The 18,764-nt window shown below is 63.6% G+C and carries 10 protein-coding genes; 5 read left to right on the top strand and 5 right to left on the bottom strand.

Going from position 1 to position 18,764, the window contains the following annotated elements:
- Positions 1-47: 47 nt before the first annotated feature.
- On the bottom strand, positions 48-1,139 hold the full coding sequence (locus K8B33_RS07155; RefSeq protein WP_223425024.1) for an MBL fold metallo-hydrolase: 1,092 nt from the start codon (positions 1,137-1,139) through the stop codon (positions 48-50).
- 25 nt (positions 1,140-1,164) lie between these two features.
- Positions 1,165-2,076: a fumarylacetoacetate hydrolase family protein gene (locus K8B33_RS07150; protein WP_223425022.1), complete on the bottom strand. Its 912-nt coding sequence runs from the start codon at positions 2,074-2,076 to the stop codon at positions 1,165-1,167.
- A 100-nt stretch (positions 2,077-2,176) separates the two neighbouring features.
- On the opposite strand from K8B33_RS07150, the gene K8B33_RS07145 reads away from it, so the two are divergent.
- Positions 2,177-2,788, top strand: a complete 612-nt coding sequence (locus K8B33_RS07145) for a TetR/AcrR family transcriptional regulator (RefSeq protein WP_223425019.1) — start codon at positions 2,177-2,179, stop codon at positions 2,786-2,788.
- A gap of 14 nt (positions 2,789-2,802) precedes the next feature.
- Here the strand turns inward: K8B33_RS07145 and K8B33_RS07140 are convergent, their stop codons facing one another.
- On the bottom strand, positions 2,803-3,684 hold the full coding sequence (locus tag K8B33_RS07140) for a LysR family transcriptional regulator (protein WP_223425016.1): 882 nt from the start codon (positions 3,682-3,684) through the stop codon (positions 2,803-2,805).
- A gap of 97 nt (positions 3,685-3,781) precedes the next feature.
- Between K8B33_RS07140 and K8B33_RS07135 the strand changes: the two genes are divergently transcribed.
- Both K8B33_RS07135 and K8B33_RS07130 read left to right on the top strand, forming a co-directional pair.
- A complete protein-coding gene (locus K8B33_RS07135; RefSeq protein ID WP_223425014.1) occupies positions 3,782-4,504 on the top strand; it encodes an SDR family oxidoreductase in 723 nt (240 codons plus the stop codon).
- Between the two features lie 153 nt (positions 4,505-4,657).
- Positions 4,658-4,873 (top strand): DUF4287 domain-containing protein, encoded by a 216-nt coding sequence (locus K8B33_RS07130; RefSeq protein WP_223425011.1) that lies wholly within the window; start codon positions 4,658-4,660, stop codon positions 4,871-4,873.
- A 23-nt stretch (positions 4,874-4,896) separates the two neighbouring features.
- Here K8B33_RS07130 and K8B33_RS07125 read toward each other — a convergent pair whose 3' ends face one another.
- Together K8B33_RS07125 and K8B33_RS07120 are read right to left on the bottom strand one after the other, a co-directional pair.
- Complete coding sequence (locus K8B33_RS07125; protein ID WP_223425009.1) at positions 4,897-7,119, bottom strand: TonB-dependent receptor; 2,223 nt, start codon at positions 7,117-7,119, stop codon at positions 4,897-4,899.
- A 51-nt stretch (positions 7,120-7,170) separates the two neighbouring features.
- Positions 7,171-9,258: a sensor histidine kinase gene (locus K8B33_RS07120; RefSeq protein WP_223425007.1), complete on the bottom strand. Its 2,088-nt coding sequence runs from the start codon at positions 9,256-9,258 to the stop codon at positions 7,171-7,173.
- A 114-nt stretch (positions 9,259-9,372) separates the two neighbouring features.
- Here K8B33_RS07120 and K8B33_RS07115 point away from each other — a divergent pair, with 114 nt between their 5' ends.
- Both K8B33_RS07115 and K8B33_RS07110 read left to right on the top strand, forming a co-directional pair.
- Positions 9,373-10,062, top strand: a complete 690-nt coding sequence (locus K8B33_RS07115) for a response regulator transcription factor (protein WP_223425004.1) — start codon at positions 9,373-9,375, stop codon at positions 10,060-10,062.
- Between the two features lie 216 nt (positions 10,063-10,278).
- A complete protein-coding gene (locus K8B33_RS07110) occupies positions 10,279-18,711 on the top strand; it encodes an Ig-like domain-containing protein (RefSeq protein WP_223425001.1) in 8,433 nt (2,810 codons plus the stop codon).
- The last annotated feature ends 53 nt before the right edge of the window (positions 18,712-18,764 follow it).

The raw sequence follows: 18,764 nt of genomic DNA, 5'->3' as shown, positions 1-18,764 counted from the left end.
GCCACAAAGAAACCCGGGCAGCCAACACTGCCCGGGTTTTTCTTTGGCTATCGCCGGTGACGGCAGTGCATGATCGCCGGCGACGCCTCAGGCATGTCCATGGCCAGGCTGGCCTGATGCCTGAGCACATTCAGGATGCCCAGTTTTCCGGGTAAAGGACTCGGCGGTGCTCCCCAATGGCGGTACAGGGTAAAGGCGCTGCTGATGGCCCGCTCCGGTGAGCCCCAACGGGCGAACGGCGTGCTGCGGAAACGGGAAGACAGCAGTAACTCACGGGCCGCGTCTTGCGGTGGCACGCCGCGAAGGCAGGCCGTGTACAGCTGCGCTTGCAAGAATTCCCAGTAGTCGATTTGTTGGCGCACCATCTTGCGCGTGGCCAGCGGCCCGTGGCCCGGTACCAGCACATCCGCATCCAGTTGCAGCAACCGTTGCAGTGCACTAACAAGATTCTCCACCGGCCCGGCCCAGGCAACAGGCGTCGAATCGGCGAATACGATATCGCCGGTATAAGCCACCCGCCGCTCCGGCACAAATACGATGATATCGCCATCGGTATGGCCCGGGCCCACCTGGGTCAGTAGCAGTTCCACACCATTGATGCGCAGCGCCGTCTCTTGCACAAAGGTTTGCGTGGCGGCTTTTACCCGCACACCCCGAAAATCATAGGGTGACAACATCTCGCCCATGTAGCAGCCAAAGTCAGAGACGGTGCGCATGGGAAAATGCCGCGACACCGATGCCGCGTGTTTGAGCGCGGTCATGGCGCGGGGGCTGGTGTGGTGCATCTGATCGACGCAGGCTTGCGACGCAATAATGGTCTGCTCCGCAAACAACTGGTTGCCCCAGCAATGGTCACCATCGGCGTGTGTATTGATGACATGGCTGATGGGCGAATCCGCCGTAACGGTCTGCATCGCGTCCAGCATTTCGGTGGTATGGCCCAGGTCCCAGCAGGTATCAATCAGGACGCTCTGGCCCTTGCAATCCAGCAAGCCGATATTGGTTTCGCCCCAGGCGCCGTTGGGCACCATCCAAGCATAGCTGTCTTGTGCGACGCGATACAGCCCCTCACGAAACAGTGGCCGCTCACCGAAGCGTGTCAGCAACCTTCCGGGACCCGTCAGCCATGTTGCACCCATGCCGTCTCTCCGTTACAGCTCTCTGTTACAGGATGGTATGCGTGATCTCGCCGACGCCTTCGATAGCAAGGCGCAAGGTGTCGCCGCGTTCGAGCAAGCGGCCCGCTTCCATCCCGCAGCCGCCGGGCAGTGTGCCGGTGCCGATCAACTCGCCGGGAAAAAGAGGCTCGTTGTGTGACAGAAAAGACAGTAGCTCACCCGGCGAGTAACGCATGCCGGCCGTAGAGGTGCGTGTCACCAGATCGCCGTTGAGATGAACGGTGCCCGCCAGTGCGTCAATGCGCGGCAGCACCTCGTCGGCGGTGACCAGCTGCTGCGAGATCGACGACATGAAATGTTTGCATTTTTGCGGACCGAAACCGGATTGCATTTCTGCGCGCTGAATGTCCCGGGCTGAAAAATCATTCAACACGACGAAGCCGCCAATGGCGTCCAGCGCCTGCTCGGGTGAGGCGTTATGCAGCGGTTTGCCGAGCACGATGCCGAGCTCCAGCTCATAGTCGAAAGCGCGGGTGTGATCGGGATAGGCGACGGCGGTATCACCGGCAACGATGCTCAGATGATTGCCGAAGTAATAGATCGGCTGGCGCTGCCACAGGGCGGGTGGCCGGAAGGCCGGGAAGGGCCGACGCATCACGGTTTCGTAGAGCCGCGTCAGGGGATACACCGACGGCATGAAGCGGCGCACATAGCCGCGCGAGGATTGAATCCAGTGACGCTCGAACAACATGCCGTCGCGAAACGAGCGCGGCTGAAACGGCAGCAGTGCCGCTTCCCCGGCCTCGGTAGCCGCCCCGGTCATGTCAGGTAGTGGCCCCGCAATGGCAGGCGCGAGCGGCAACAACCAGTCCGGTGGCTGTGCGCCAGGCGGACCATCGATGACCACCAGGCGTGAGCCTTCCGGGGCAGCTGCGTCGCGCAGGCGTTTGATTTTCATCCACAAGCCCTCCGTGATGCGCTAGCATGTATCCAACTGGATACCTGGGATATGCCGTAAAGTATCCAGTTGGATACCCCCTGTCAAACGGAGCAACGGGATGGCAAAGGCGTCAGGCATCGTTATGCCGGAAGGCAAACGGCTGCTGCTGAACGCTGCGGCACGATTGGCCGCACGTCGCGGCAGCGCGCACGGACTGGTGTTGCGAGAAGTCGCGCGGGAAGCCGGGCTGAACCACAACACCTTCTATCGCCACTTTGATGATATGGACGCGATGCTGCAGGCCATCGCGGAAGACTTCGCCACCCAGCTGCGCCAGGGCATTCGTGCGGCACGGGCGAACGCGGCACCCGGCGCGCCGCCTTCCCTCGACGTGGTCGGCTGGCTGTTCGATCACGCGCAACAGTATGCGGATGTCTTCACCGTGGCCCTGCGTGAACTGCACGGCCCACCGGGGCCGCTGCGTGATGTCGTGCGCCAGACCCTGGCGGATATTGCCCAGGACATGCACGAGGACCTGTGCCGGTTTCCCGGACTTAGCGCGATCGACCCGGTTCTTCTGCGTCAGGCCGTCGACCTGCTGGTGCGCCATAGCGTCTGGCTGTGCCTGGATTTCCTGGAGCAACCCGAGCGCCGCGAGGCGTTGCTGGATAACGCCCGGGAAGCCTTTACCACCCTCACCCTCGGCGTCCTGGCCCGCAGCAAGCCCTGAGCGATCTTCATCTTTCAGTGACGCACGTGGTCGATCAACGCCCGCAACTTTGGCGCCAGGTTTTTGCGCTGCGGGTAATAGAGATAAAACCCGGGGAATGGCGGCAGGAAGTCCTCAAGTAACCAGACCAGCTCGCCGCGTTCCACGTAGGGCCGGAAGGTCTCGCGCGTCGCAAAAGTGATACCGGCACCACACAGCGCTGAACGCAGCATCAGGCGCAGGTCGTTGGTGGTGATTTGCGGTGCCACGGCAACGTCAAAGGCAACGTTGTTTTCTTCAAACTCCCACCGATAAGGCGCAACACCCGGCGCCCGGCGCCAGCCGATGCAGCGGTGGTGAATCAGATCGCGGGGATGGGTGGGCGCACCATACGTGGCCACGTAGGCCGGTGCGGCCACAACGGCTTCTCGTTGGGGGCCGGTAACGGGCACGGCAATCATGTCCTGTTCAATCACCTCTCCCAGTCGGACGCCCGCGTCGAAACCGGCCGCAACGATATCGCACTCCTCATCGGTGACTGTCACATCAAGGGTGATCGCCGGGTGGGCCTCGGCGAAAGCGGCGAGCAAGGGACCGGATAGAAACTGCTCGGCGATCGAGGTCACGGCGAGCTTCAACAGGCCGCGCGGCTGATCTTCTGCCGCCAGGCTTTCCAGCACTCCGGAAATGTCGGACAGCGGTCGCGCCAGCGCCGCTGACAACCTCTCACCGGCTTCGGTCAGCCTGACCGAGCGCGTGGTACGCGTGACCAGCGCAGTGCCGATGCTGTCTTCCAGGCGCCGCATGCCCTGGCTTACGGCGGAGCGGGTCACACCGAGTCGGTCCGCCGCAGCGCGGAAGTTATCTGCTTCCGCCACCGCCTGAAACAAAGAGAGCAAATTCAGATCGATATTCATTGTCAAGCACCGCTAACCGCCGAGTCCAGAAGTGAAGGGATACCGGCTACAACGGGAAATGTCTACCTTTCCTTCATCCACACAGAAGGAGAGCACAATGAACAAGATTGTCCTGGTAACCGGCGCGTCCGGCGGCATTGGTGAAGGCATCGCCCGGGAGCTCGCTGCCCACGGCGCCAAGGTGTTGCTCGGGGCGCGCCGAGGCGACCGTATTGACGCCATCGCCCAGGAAATTCGCGCAGCCGGCGGCACGGCAGAGGCTCGGATACTGGACGTCACGGATCGCAGCGCCATGGCAGCGTTCGCCCAGGCGGCCCTGGACCTTTGGGGGCGCATCGACGTTTTGGTGAACAATGCCGGTGTCATGCCTCTGTCCCCCCTTGCCGCCGGGAAACTGGATGAGTGGGAGCGCATGGTCGACGTGAACATCAAGGGTGTGCTCTGGGGCATCGGTGCCGTGCTGCCGATCATGACGCGGCAGGAGAGCGGTCAGATCATCAACATCGGCTCGATTGGCGCATTGCAGGTTGTGCCCACTGCCGCCGTTTATTGCGCCACGAAATTTGCGGTGCGCGCGATTTCCGATGGGCTGCGACAGGAAAGCAGTGCCATCCGCGTGACCTGTGTGAACCCCGGCGTGGTGGAAAGCGATCTGGCGTCGACCATTACGCATGAAGACACCAGGGCGGTAATGGATCAGTACCGTGCCATTGCGTTGCAGCCAGAGGATATCGCCCGGGCGGTACGTCAGGTAATCGAAGCACCGGATAGCGTGGATACCACCGAAATCACCCTCCGACCCACGGCCTCCCCGCAGTGAAGCGCGGGCATGACATGTTGCGAGACAGCCGTGATCCCTGGCGTCCGGTTGTGGAGAGGATGTCGAATTGCCACCGCGCCTTTCGACTAACGGCGACCAATCCGGTCAGCCTCATGTGCACAGTGCTTGTGCGGAGCGTTTGTGGAGAGCGTTATGGCAGAAGAGAAAAAGGTGCAGGGCCCGGCGTCATACTTCCCGTCTATCGAGAAGCGCTACGGATTCGCCATCAACCACTGGCTTGAGCTGCTGGAAGCACAAAAAGAACTCAAGCACATGGAGATGGTGGCGCTACTGAAGAATGATCACGGGCTTGGCCATGGGCATGCCAATGCGTTGGTCGCTTATTTTCGCAGCCAACGCGGCATGTAAAGCGCGGGCAATGATGCAGGTTGTCAGCGCGTGCGCAGCACCAGGCTGGCGCCCACCGTGCGCGGTGCGCCTGCCAGTGCGCCGTAGTCGCCGCCGCCGTTCAGTGCAAAGACGGCGGTCATGTAATCTTCATCCGTGAGATTGCGCGCCCACAGCGCGGCGTCCCAGCGCGCATGGCGCAAGCCGATGCGCGCATCCAGCAGTCCCCGGCTGCTGACGTAGCTGCCGGTGCCGCGCTCGGTGGTGCCGTGATAGCCGCTGCGCCAGTGGTAGTGCAGGCCGCTGTAAAGCTGGCGCCCGTCGCCGAGTTGATAGTTGTGTTGCACGTCCGCAAAGGCTGTCCAGCGGGGGGCATTGGCCATACGTTTGCCGCTGAGATCACAAAACAGTACGCCGGATTCCGGCGGGCAGGGGGCGTCGGGAAAATCGATATAGCGGGCGTCGTTGTAGCCCGCGCCGGTCGCCAGATGCAACGCGGCGGGCAGCGGGATCTGCATTTCCGTTTCCACGCCCCGGGAGCGCACCCGCTCGACATTGATGATGTTGTTCATCTGCGGAATCAGCGGTGACGAATCCGGGTTGTAGGTCAGTGCCTGATAATCGCGGATGTCCAACTGGTAGAGCGTGACGCGCACCTCGGCCTGACCGGGCAGCGGGGCGATGACGCTGGTTTCCACACTGCGGCTGTGTTCGGCCTCGAAGGTGGGCGGCACATTGCCGGAGACGGTTTCACCATTGATGCCGCCGGGTTTGAAGCCGGTGCTGACACCTGCCTCGTAGCGCATGCCTGACGCGGCGGCATAGCGGGCATAAAGGCTGCCATCCAGGCTGTCGTCATGCACCTGATGCCGGGCATCGCTGTCCTGGCCCAGCAGTGCCGCGCGCAGCCCCAGAAACTCCGGTATCGGCGGGATGGCTTGCAAGCCGCTGACCCGTCGCCCGGTGCGGCCGCGTGCGCGCTCATGGCTCTGGCGCAGGATCGCGCTCACTGCCAGATCGGGCAGGGGCGTCCAGTCCAGCTGGCCATACAGCGCACGGTGCCGTGCGGATTCCGTACCGGGGGATACCACCGTGCCGCCATCCAGCACGCTGGCCAGCAGCGCGTCATCCATCGGCGGCAATCCCAGGCCGGCCGTGAACCAGCGGGCGGCATCCGGGCCGTATTGCAGGCTGCGCGTGCGCTCGTGGGATTGCGCCAGATACAAGGCGCCCAGGCGATAATCCAGCGACGTGCCCAGCGCACCTTGCAGGCGCAGCTCCTGGCTCCATTGCTGATGCTGCATGGAGGCGCCGCCGCGCGGGGCAATGGCCAGCGCAATGCTGTCCAGGTCTTGCCAGGAATCCATGTCCCAATCGCGCCAGCCGGTCACGCTGACCAACTGCAGGGCGGGTGACACCCAGGCATTCAGATGCAGGGTGGCAGCGTCCTGATCCACCAGCCGACGGTTCTCCGTGTCCTGGGCGACCTGGCGCGAAAAAGGATCGGCGGGCAACAGTGTATGGCCCAGCGCCGCGGCCCGTGCCCGGGAGGCCTGGCTGTAATGGGCAACGGAGTAAGCGCAACAGTTTTCATCCAGATGGGTGCGTTCGAGCAACAAACGCGCCTGGATATCCGGCAACGGTTGCCACAACAACTGCACCCGGGCGCCATCGTGATGTGCATTGTTGAGCTTGCGGTCGTTGAAGCGATTTTCGACCAGGCCATCGCGCCGATGGCGGTAGGCGGAGACCCGTGCCGCCAGTTGTCCCGGCAGCATTTCACCATTGGCCACCAGTTGGTGCTGTATCAAACCCTGGCTGCCAAGCGTGCTCTGCAGGGCGGCGCCGGTGCGCCATTCGGGCTGCTGGTGGCGCACATGCAGCGCGCCAACACTGGTAGCCGGGCCCGGACCGTTGAGCACCGGGGTGCGCGCTACGTCGACGCCTGCCAGGTCATACAGATGCGCGGGAAACATGGCCTGGCGGCCGAGATACACATCGTCCACGGTCACGCCGACGCTGCCGCGCATGCCGTCGTTGAACGCGGTGGTGCCCAGACCCCGCAGGAAAATACCGGTGTTGCGATTGTCCGGCTGTGTCATCTGCAGCGACACCGTGCGCAAAGCGATCTGTTCCGCATTGACGGGCGCGCCGCTGGCCAGGCGCTCGGCATCAATATGACTGTCGGCATACCGCTGGGTGGTGTCGGCGGATTCCTCCGCCACCACGCGCACCGCAGGCAACTCTGCAGCGTGAGTGGCTGACATGCCCAGCACGCAGCAATAAACAAAAAATCGCATCCCCGAACGTCCTTTTTCTTATTGGCGCGGGCTGCTCGCTATGGGCAACCGCAAGCGCGCTACTGTGCCGCCGCCTTCACCGGCGGGCAACAGCGCGATATCACCCCCATGCAAACGCACAATTTCCCGGCATACATACAAACCCAACCCGGAACCCCTGATGCTCCGCTCATCGGCGGCGCGGTAGTACTTCTCGAACACTTTCTCTGCTTCTTCTGGCGGCACGCCCGGGCCCCTGTCGCGCACGGTAATGACAGCATGATCCTCGCCAGCATCGCCTGGTTCGCGGTGCAGGCTCAGATCAACGGGCGTATCTGCCGGTGAGTATTTCAGCGCATTATCCACCAGATTGGCCACCACCACCCCGATCAGATCCGGATCAACGTGTACCGGAAGCGTCTCTGCAGGTGGCGGAAAATGCAAGCGCCCATCTGCGTTTGACGCAATACGTTCATGCAAAATATGGCTCATATCACAATGCCGCAGCCGCAGTTGTGAGGGCGAGGCAATCCGGTCGTCCGCCAACAGATTCTCGATCACGCCGATGAGTCGCGCCACCGCCCGGCGAATGCGCGATACCCGGCGGTGCACCGACTCATCCTCAATGGTTGCCTCCGCCGCCACGCCTTGTGCGGCGGTATCAATCACCGCCAGCGGCGTGCGCAACTCATGGGATAGCATGGCAACGAACTGACGTTGGGCTTGCAGTGCGCGCCGTTCGCTCTCCAGCGCTTCCCGCAGGCGCCCCTGGGCATCGGTGCGTTCGGCCACTTCCACGCGCAGGCGGTTGTTGGCCACATCCAGATCCCGGGTGCGCTCCTGCACGCGGGCTTCCAGTGCCCGTTCGGCAGCCCGGGCGGCCTGCAACGCGGCGTCCTGAGCACGGCGTCGCTTCTGCTCTGTGCGCCCGGCGCGCCGGGCCAGCACCAGATTGAGCAGCACCAGGTGCACCAGCGCACCAATATTTGGCAGATGGTCCACCAGCGGTAGTGCATCCACCAGATTGAAAGCCCGGGCTGCCACGGCCAGCAATCCCGCTACCAGCGGCATGAAGGCAATGGCATAGACCCGTATGCTGCGATGCCGGATCAATGCGTGCAGCATCATGCCGCCGAAGCTGAGGATGGCGATGAGCGTCAGCAGCCTGAAGGCGCGCACCGGATCAAAGCCGGGTTGCACGCCCGATGCCCCGAGGGCGCCGAGCACGATGAAGCCGAGAATCAGCAGGCGCCCGATCTGATAAAGGCGCGGATAGTAAAGTCGCGTCCTGAACGCCAGCAGGACAAAAGACGTCATGAACACCGCACTGGCGGCATACAGGGTCCGCGAGGTCGGGTAATACCAGGCCGCGAAGGCGGGCACCATCTGTTGCAGATAGCCGCCGACCACCAGCGAAAACAGCGCCGTGGACAACAGCGCGAGGGCGTAGCGCAGGTAAAGTGGGTCTTTCAAACCGCGCCAGAAAAACAGATTGATCACCACGACCAGCAACATCATGCCGAAATAAAGCCCGAAGCCGGCATATTCCGCAGCGACGAAGCGCGGCATGGCCGTGTGCTCGAACAGCAGCAGATCAATGGCCAGACGAGGCGTGGTAATTTCCAGATAATGCACCGTGACGCTGTCCACGGCAGGCGACAGCAAAAACGCCGCGCCGCGATAGGAGATGTCGCTGTCATTGCGCGCCGCCGCCAGGGTACGCACTCGTGCCGGATAGCCGTCTTCCTGGACATCATAGAGCGCGATATGACCGATATAGGCGGGTAGTAACGTCAGTACCCAGTCCCGTCTGGCAGTGTCGCTGCGTTGCAGACAAAGCCGCAGCCATACGGTCTCGTGATTGTCCACATGCACGCCGGCGCGGGGGAGTGGGACAAACGCACTTTCCGGCAACGCGGCGACCTCTTCCACGGAAGCGGGCGACAGCTCGGCGGACACCCGGGTTAGCCCGTGTCCCAGCTCGGCTACACCGAACTGGCCGGCCTGTGTCAGCTGCGCCGGCGTACAGGTGGTCGCGGCACTGGCCGGCAGGGCCCATGTCAGCATCGCCATCGCGAGACACAGCCATAGCCACCCGCGTCGGCGCGTCAGCCTGGCGGTGATCATAAACGCGGCCCCGGAACAGCTGGGCTGCGGAGGCCAGGCAAGCTGGCTATACTGACCCCTTGCCGGTATGTGGCCTGGGATGTGGCTGGGGTGGGAAACATCAGAAGGTGATACATGATAGGCAAGGGAATCCGTGTCTGTGTCGTCGAGGATGACGACGATCTGCGAGAAGAACTGGCCTGCGCACTGTCGCGGGACGGCTTCGATGTAAGAGCATTTTCAGGTTCACTGGACCTTTATGCCGCACTGCTGCACCAGCCCGCAGACCTGTTGCTGCTGGATCTGGGCCTGCCAGGTGAAGATGGCCATACCATCATGCGCCGCCTCAAGGATGCCATGCCGCTCGGCATTGTCATTTGTTCCGCACGCAGTGCCATGGATGAACGTGTCAGCACCATGATGACCGGCGCGGATGCGTACCTGGTCAAACCGGTCGACATGCGTGAACTGGTGGCGACACTGGTCAGTGTGCACCGCCGCCTCAGCAAGACCATTGCTATATCCTCCCCCGAGCCCCCCGGCTGGTCCCTGATTGATGATGGCTGGAGCCTGCGTACCCCCGAAGGCGCCACCCTGCCGCTGACTGCCTCGGAAGGTGCAGTGCTGCGATTATTGTTTACCGCGCCCGGCCAGCCTGTTTCCCGCGACAGCATCGTTCAGGCGTTGGGCCACAGCAGTGATTATTATCTGGATCATCGTCTGGATATGTTGCTCAGTCGCCTGCGTCGCAAGGTGCGCGAGCTCAGCGGCCTGCGCTTGCCGTTGCGTGCGGTGCGTGGCGTGGGTTTTATTCTCCACCCCTGAACAGACCTTTCGCAATGCCTCTCGTCACGATGTGAGTTTGTGGTGAGTTTCGCGATGATTCGTGAGTGTCCCCGTCTTCCCCGGCGTCTAGATTTACCCGCTTGTAACGTGCTGTAGCTGAATCGCGCCAAAGCGTCGCTGCACCGTAACAGGCCGGGCCAGGCGTTGTGCCTGCAGCCAGGCCAATAACAAACGCTCCTTGGGGGAGATTATCCAATGTATTTGCCTGCTAGCGGCCTTCGCGCCCGCCTGGCCTTGCTGATGCTGGTCCTGCTGACCACGCTGTCCAGCGTGGCCGGGGCCGACATCATTCGCGCTTTTGATACCCGTGCCAGCTTTGATCAGCGCGGTGACATCCAGCTGATCGGCAACACCCTGCTGACCTGCACAGGTACCGGGTGTGCCAATATCCAGAACGGGACGGACACCGGCGGCAGCGCCCATAACGGCAATCGCAACATGGTGTACGTCAATGTCGACGCCATGGCGGGATTCCCCAATTCTTCCTCTGCCGATCTCGCACTGCCCGCCGGGGCCACGGTGCAGTTCGCCGGCCTTTACTGGGGCGCTCGCGCGGCGGAGACCTCCCTGACCCGGGGCGATATCCGCTTCCGCGTTCCCGGCACCCCCGGTTATCACCAGATCAGTGCCGCGGTAGTCGACACCGTGCCCAATCAGTGGACCAACGCCTCCTCCCATCCTTACCAGGCGATGGCTGATGTCACCGCACTGGTCGCGGCGGCCGGCTCCGGCACCTACACCGTGGCTGACCTCACCGCCAACAACGGTAACGGCGGCACGCTGGGCAACTACGGCGGCTGGGGCCTGGTGATCATCTACCAGGATAATGACGAACCCTTCCGCCGCCTGATGGTGTATGACGGTGCCGCAGAGGTGGACAACAGCAACAACGTCAACATCACCGTCGAAGGCCTGCTGACGCCCCTGACCGGCGCGTTCAGCACCTATCTTGGCGCCCTGGTGTGGGAAGGCGACCTGAGCTACGCCGGCGACCAGTTCCGCCTCAATGGCACCGCATTGAGTGATGCCCGCAACCCGGCCAACAATTTCTGGAACAGCACCATCACCCGGCTGGGCCAACACATCACCACCAAGAATCCGCATTACGTCAACCAGCTTGCGGTGGACATCAACTATGTGGATGCCTCCGGCATTCTGGGCAACGGTGCCGATAGCGCCACACTGACCTTCTCCACCACCATGGATGCCTACGCGCCCCACGCTGTGGCGTTCGTGGTAGAGCTGCACGCCCCCGACCTGATTACCTCGCTGGATATCGACGGTGTGGATGTGAACGGCGGGTTGCTGCTGCCGGGGGATGAAATCGAGTACACCATCGCCTTCAACAACACCGGCGCCGACGACGCCACCAATGTGCTGCTGCAAACACCGCTGCCCGCCGGGGTCACCTTCGTGCCCGGCAGCCTGGAGATTCTCACCAATGCCAGCGGCGCCCCGATTGGTCCGCAAACCGATGCCGTAGGCGATGATCTCGCCGAGTTCGACGGTAACAACGTGATTTTCCGGGCAGGCACCGGCGCTTCGGCCTCCCAGGGCGGCAACATGCCCGTGAGCGAAGGCGCCAGCTTGCGCTTCCGGGTTCTGGTGGATGAAACACCGGCCGTTGTCGGAGAAACCCTCTCCAGTGAAGTGTTCGTCATCTACAACTCCGCCACGCTGGGTACGGAATACAATGCCTCCGGCAGCGTCACCCTCAACCTCAGCGTCGCCAGCGAAGCCGAGATCGAGGACGAACTCGAACTGACCCTGCTGGACATCACGGCCGGCACGCCCACCAGCGTCACGGTCGGTGGTCAGCTGACCTACACCTTTACCGTCGCCAACAGCGGCAACCTGAGCCTCAGCAATCTGAGCCTGGATATCGACCTGCCGGTGACCGGTGTGAGCTGCACCAACGCCAGCCTGGCGCCCTCGGCGCAGACGACCTGCCAGGCCACCGTGACCCTGACCCAGGACATGCTGGACAACGAAGAAGTCAGCTTCAGCGCCAGCGCCACGGCCACCGGGCCACTCGGGACGTTCAGTTCGGTGTCGGTCAGCGAAACCACGCCGCTGGATCTGTTGCCGGAACTGGTCAGCATCGCCCGCTTTGCGCCCATTGATGCGCTCACCAATGCCGACCCGGTCGGCTTCCTGGTGACCTTCAGCAAGGAGGTCACCAACGTCGATGTCACCGACTTCATGCCTGTCGGCGCTGCCGCAGGGACCGCGTCGATTCTGAGTGTCGCCACGCAAGGCGGCGCGCACAGCTATCTGGTCACCGTCACGGGCATCGCCGAGGCCAACGGCACACTGGGGCTGGCCCTGTCCCCGGCCAATGACATCGAGGACAACGCTGGCGCGGCGTTGGCAGACCTCGCGCCCACCGGCCTCAACCAGACCTATACGCTGGACAACACGCCACCGCCGGTTCCTGTAGTGAGCGGCATCAGCGATGACACCGGCGTCAGCGACAGTGACGGTATTACCCAGGACAACACCCTGCTGTTCCAGGGCACCGGTGAAGCAGGCAGCCTGATCACCGTCTACCTGGACGGCACACCGCTGGGCACCACCCTGGTCGACGGCACTGGCGTCTGGACCTTCGACCACAGCGGCACCACGCTGCCCGACGGGACCTACGCCATCACGGCCACCGCCGAAGACAGCCTGGGCAATACCTCTGCACTGTCCGGCGCACTGACCGTAGTCATCGACACGCAAGCCCCTGTCCCGACACTGGATCAGGACGGCGCTCAACTGAACGACAGCACCCCGACCCTGACCGGCACCACGGAACCGGGCGCCTCGGTGGTCGTGGTGGTGGACGGCGAGACCTACACCACCACCGCTGATGCCACCACCGGTCAGTGGAGTGTCACCGTTACCGAGGAACTGGCGGACGGCCAGCACCCCGTCGAGATCACCATTACCGACCTCGCCGGCAACAGCGGCAACGGCACCTTCAACCTGGACATCGATGGCGAGCCGCCTGCGCTGGAAAGTATTCAGCGTCATGCCCCCACCGAAGAGATCACCAGCGCCGACACCGTGACCTTCCTGGTGAGTTTCGATGAAGCCGTTTACGGCGTGGATGCCACCGACTTTGCACTGACCGGCGATGCTGCCACAGGCGCCATCATCAGCGATGTCGTGGCCCAGCCCGGCGGCCAGCAGTTCCTGCTGGAAATCACCGGCATCGACAATGCCGACGGCGCGCTCGGCCTGGCCATCAGCGCTACCGCCGACATTCTCGACAGCCACGGCAACGTGCTGGTACCCGCCGTGCCGCCGGTCAATGAAGGCTACATTCTCGATAACACAGCGCCAGCGCTGGACGGGGCCACTGTCGACGAGGACACCCTGACCCTGGGCTTCGACGAAACACTGGATGACGCCAGCGTGCCCGCACCCGGCGATTTCACGGTGGTTGTCGATGGCAACCCCGTCACAGTGACCGGCGTGAGCGTGGTCGGATCAGACGTGATACTGACACTGGAAAACAGCGTGTCCAGCACCGCCGACGTTACCGTCAGCCACACCCCCGGCACCAATCCGATTCAGGATCTCGCTGGCAACCCGGCGACCGGATTCAGTGGCGAACCGGTGACCAACGACACCGCCGACAACGTGCCGCCGCAACTGGACAGCATCACCCGCCACGATCCGGCGGACGAACTGACCAACGCCGACACGGTGATCTTCCAGGTGAGCTTTGACGAAGACGTTGCCAATGTGAATGCCAGCGATTTCATCGCCACCGGCGCTGCGGCGCTGGATGCTGAAATCGTCACGGTGACCGGCAGCGGCAGCGTCTGGTTCGTCACGGTCAGCGGTATTGCTGAGGCCGACGGTGAACTGGGTCTGGCGCTGAGCCCGAGCCAGAACATCGAAGATCTGGCGGGCAACGCCCTGGTCATGCTGACACCTGTTGGCAGCAACCAGACCTACACGCTGGATAACACGCCCCCCGCCGTGCCGAGCATCACCGGCATCAGCGAAGACACCGGCGTCAGCGACAGCGACGGCATTACCAGCGACAACACCTTGCTGTTCCAGGGTGAGGGCGAGCCGGGCAGTACCGTCATCGTCAGCCTCAACGGCGACGTGATCGGCACCACCGTCGTGGCCGGCAACGGCACCTGGACCTTCGACCACAGCGGCACCCCGCTGGCGGATGGCAGCTACACCGTGACCACCGTGGCCGAAGATGCGCTGGGCAACACCTCGGACGCCTCGGAGCCCTTTACTGTCGTGGTGGATACTGACACCGCTGACCCGACACTGAACCAGGACGGCGCCCTGCTCAACGACAGCACGCCAACCCTGACCGGCACCGCCGAGCCAGGCGCGACCGTGGTGGTTGAAGTGGATGGCCACAGCTACACCACCACCGCTGACGGCACGGGCCAGTGGACGCTGACCGTGACCGATGAACTGGCGGACGACGAGCACCCGGTGGTCGTTACCGTGACCGATGTGGCAGGCAACACCGCCACCGAGACCTTCACGATCAGCATTGATGGCGAGCCGCCCGCGCTGGAAAGCATCCAGCGGCATACGCCCACGGATGCCATCACCAATGCGAACACCGTGACCTTCCTCGTGAGCTTCGACGAAGAAGTGGTGAACGTGGACGCTACCGACTTCGTCCTGACCGGCGCCGCCGCAGGCGATGCCATGATCAGCAACCTGGTGCCGCAAGCCGGTGGCCTGCAGTACCTGGTCGAAGTCTCCGGCATCGACAGCGCTGACGGCCTGCTGGGTCTCGCGATTTCCGCGACCGCTGACATTCTCGACAGCCACGGCAATGCACTGGTCCCCGCCGTGCCGCCGATCAATGAAGGCTACCTGCTGGACAACACGGCGCCCACGCTGGATAACGCCGTGATCAACGACGACACCCTGACGCTGCACTTCGATGAGGAACTGGATGGCGGCAACGTGCCCGCCCCGGCTGACTTCATCGTGCTGGTGGACGGCAACCCGGCCACGGTGACAGGCGTCGCTATTGTCGACGAGACGGTGGTGTTGACCCTGGACGAAGGCATATCCAGCAACGCCACCGTGACCGTCAGCTACACGCAGGACGCCACGCCGCTGCGCGATCTGGCTGGCAACCCGGTGGACAGCTTCAGCGACGAACCGGTCGCCAACAACACGGACGACAATGTGCCGCCGCAGCTGGACAGCATCACCCGTCATGACCCGACGGATGAACTGACCAACGCCGATACGCTGATCTTCCAGGTGACCTTTGACGAAGACGTTGCCAATGTGGACGCCGGTGATTTCATCGCTACCGGCGCTGCGGCAATTGATGCGCAAATCACCACGGTGACCGGCAGCGGCAGCGTCTGGTTCGTCACGGTCAATGGTATTGCTGATGCCGACGGTGAACTGGGCCTGGCGCTGAGCCCGAGCCAGAACATCGAAGATCTGGCAGGCAACGCGCTGGTTATGCTGACACCGATTGGCAGCAACCAGACCTACACGCTGGATAATACGCCGCCCGCCGTGCCGAGCATCACCGGCATCAGCGAAGACACCGGCATCAGCGACAGCGATGGCATCACCAGCGACAACACCCTGCTGTTCCACGGCGAAGGCGAGCCGGGCAGCACCGTGATCGTGAGCCTGGATGGCGACGTGATCGGCACCACCGTCGTGGCCGGTGATGGCACCTGGACCTTCGACCACAGCGGCACCCCGCTCACCGATGGCGAATATATCGTGACCGCCGTGGCCGAAGATGCACTGGGCAACACCTCCGATGCCGCCGAGTCCTTTACCGTCATCGTGGTCACGCAGATCGACCCGCCGACCCTGGACCAGGACGGCAGCACGCTGGATAGCGGCACCCTCACCGGCACCACCACCCCCGGCGCCAGTGTGGAGATCGAAATCGATGGCCATACCTGGACCGTCATCGCTGACGAAAACGGCGACTGGTCTGTGGATCTGGACGAGCTTGGTGAAGGCAGCCATGACGTGGTCATTACCGTGACCGACGAGGCCGGCAACAGCGACACCCACACCGGCACCGTCACCGTGCAGGCACCGACGGTGCCCGTGATCAGCGGTATCAGTGACGACACCGGCGTCAGCAACAGCGACGGCATCACTGCCGACAATACCCCGGCCATTCATGGCAGTGGTGCGCCGGGGCAGCTGATGGTGGTCTCCCGCGATGGTACTGAAATCGGCACGGCGCTGGTCGACATGGATGGTCTCTGGTCGCTGCCGCACAGCGGGCTCGCGCTGGGCGACGGCGCCTATGTCATCACGGCGGTGGCCGAAGACACCCTGGGTAATACCTCGGCGATCTCGCAGCCCTTCGCGCTGGTCATCGATACGACCACGGCGATCCCCACGCTGGATCAGGACGGCGAGACCCACGACGCCACCCCGACCCTGACCGGGGACGCGGAGCCGGGCGCCACCATCACCCTGACTGTGGGCGGTGACACCTGGACCACCACCGCTGACGCCAGCGGTCACTGGAGCGTGGAGATCGTGGACGGCCTGCCCAACGGCGATTACACCGTCACCGTGGAAGCCACCGACACGGCGGGCAACACCGCCTCGGGCGATTACACCTTGAGCATCGACATCGATCTGAGTGTGTTGCGCCGCATCGAACGCGATGACCCGCAGCAGCGCGAAACCAACGCGACCCAGGTGCACTTCCTGCTCAGCTTCAGCACGCCGGTTGCCGGTGTCGACGCGACCGATCTGGTCCTGACCGGCCCGGTGGCGAGCGACGCCATGATCAGCCTGGTGACCCCGCTGGGTATGAACACGGACGGCGAGGACATCTACCGTGTCACCGTCATCGTGAGCAACGCCCCCGACGGCGAACTGGGGCTGGCGCTGGACAGCGGTCAGACCATTGTGGACCAGTACGGCAACCCGCTGGGCACGACTACTCCTGGCCAGAACCAGAACTACCTGCTGGATAACCGCGCGCCAGAGCTGGCGGCAGACAACGGCGCCACCGTGAACGGGCCGACCCTGCTGCTTGAGTATGACGAGCTGCTGGACGAAAGCGCCGTGCCCGACGCGAGCGACTTCACCGTGCTCGTGAACGGCACTCCGGTCGCCGTGACCGGCGTCAGCATCAACGGCCCGACCGTTGCGTTGACGCTGGAGACCCCGGTGTCTCCGGGTGCCCAGGTATCGCTGAGCTACACCCCCGGCACCACGCCGATCAGCGATCTGGCGGGCAACCATGCAGACGGCCTGACGGACCAGATTGTCAGCAACCGCACCCTGCGCGAGGTCGAAACCGGCCTGCGCGGTGTGGGCAACGGCGGCCTCGGTCTGCTGTTGCTGCTGGGCCTGGCGGCGGGACGGCGGCGCAAGGCCACCTGGCGCGCCGCCGTCGCCGGGCTGGGCCTGCTTGCCACCAGCCTGTTCTCAACCAGTGCACTGGCTGCCAATGATGCCGCGAACGGCCACTACCCTTATGTGGGCGGCGGTATCGGCCAGTCGCGCCTGGCGCCCGACACCAAGAACACCGGCTACCGCGTCGATGACAAATACGACACCGCTTTTGACCTGTTCGTCGGCTACCAGTGGCACGCACACTGGAGCGCCGAACTGTCCTGGCATGATCTGGGCGCCGCCGAACTGGCGCCCACCATGCCGGGCCTGGACCCGTTGGAGGTGGACTACCGCTTCCTCGGCCTGTCCGGGATCGGCTACCTGAACGGCTTCGACTGGGACGCCCGCGGCTGGGACCTGTTTGGCCGCCTCGGCGTGGGCACCCTGGATACCTCCGGCAACGGCGGTGTCAGCGTGGATCAGGACAAGGACTGGCAGGTGTTCTTCGGCGCTGGCGTGGAATACCGCTTCGCCCGTGGCTGGGCCACTCGCTTGCAGGCGGTCTCCTTCGACAAGGATGCCGCAGTGGTGACACTGGATATCCTCAAGCGCTTCGGACGCAGCCCGCCACCGCCACCCGCACCACGGGACAGTGATGGCGATGGCGTGATTGATGAACTGGATCAGTGCCCCGATACCCCGCCAGGTGTGGAGGTCGACGAGGTTGGCTGCCCGCTGGACAGCGACCGTGACGGCGTGCCCGATTATCTGGATCAGTGCCCCGGCACCCCCAAAGGGGTTGAGGTGGACGAGGCCGGTTGCCCGCTGGACAGCGATGGCGACGGTGTACCTGATTATCGCGACGCCTGCCCCGGCACACCGGCGGGTGCCACCGTGGATGCCCAGGGGTGCGAGGAAGCCTTTGCACTGGAAGTGAGAAATATTCTGTTCGCCAGCAACTCCGCCGCCCTGACCGCGTCGGGCCAGGCTGCGGTAGCGCGGGTCGCAGAATATCTCGGCCAGAGCAACACCCGGCTGATGATTGTCGCCCACACAGACAGCCAGGGTGCTGCGGCCTACAACCAGCAGTTGTCCGAACGGCGCGCCGAGAGCGTGGTGGAAGAACTGGTGCGCCAGGGCATCGACCCGGCCCGCCTGAGCTCAAAAGGCATGGGTGAAAGCCAGCCCGTGGCCGACAACAGCACAGCGGAAGGCCGCCAGTTGAACCGGCGCGTGGAGTTCATCGTGCTTGACGACGCTCAGGACGGCACGCAAGACCACACGCTGGAAAGCAACGACTGAACGCAGAACTGAACGGAGAGTGCGGGGCGTGCGCGACACGCCCCGCATGATGC

The organism is Alcanivorax limicola (assembly GCF_019931215.1).
GTDB classification, from domain to species: Bacteria; Pseudomonadota; Gammaproteobacteria; order Pseudomonadales; family Alcanivoracaceae; genus Isoalcanivorax; species Isoalcanivorax limicola.
This window is presented reverse-complemented; position numbering and strand designations above follow the sequence as displayed.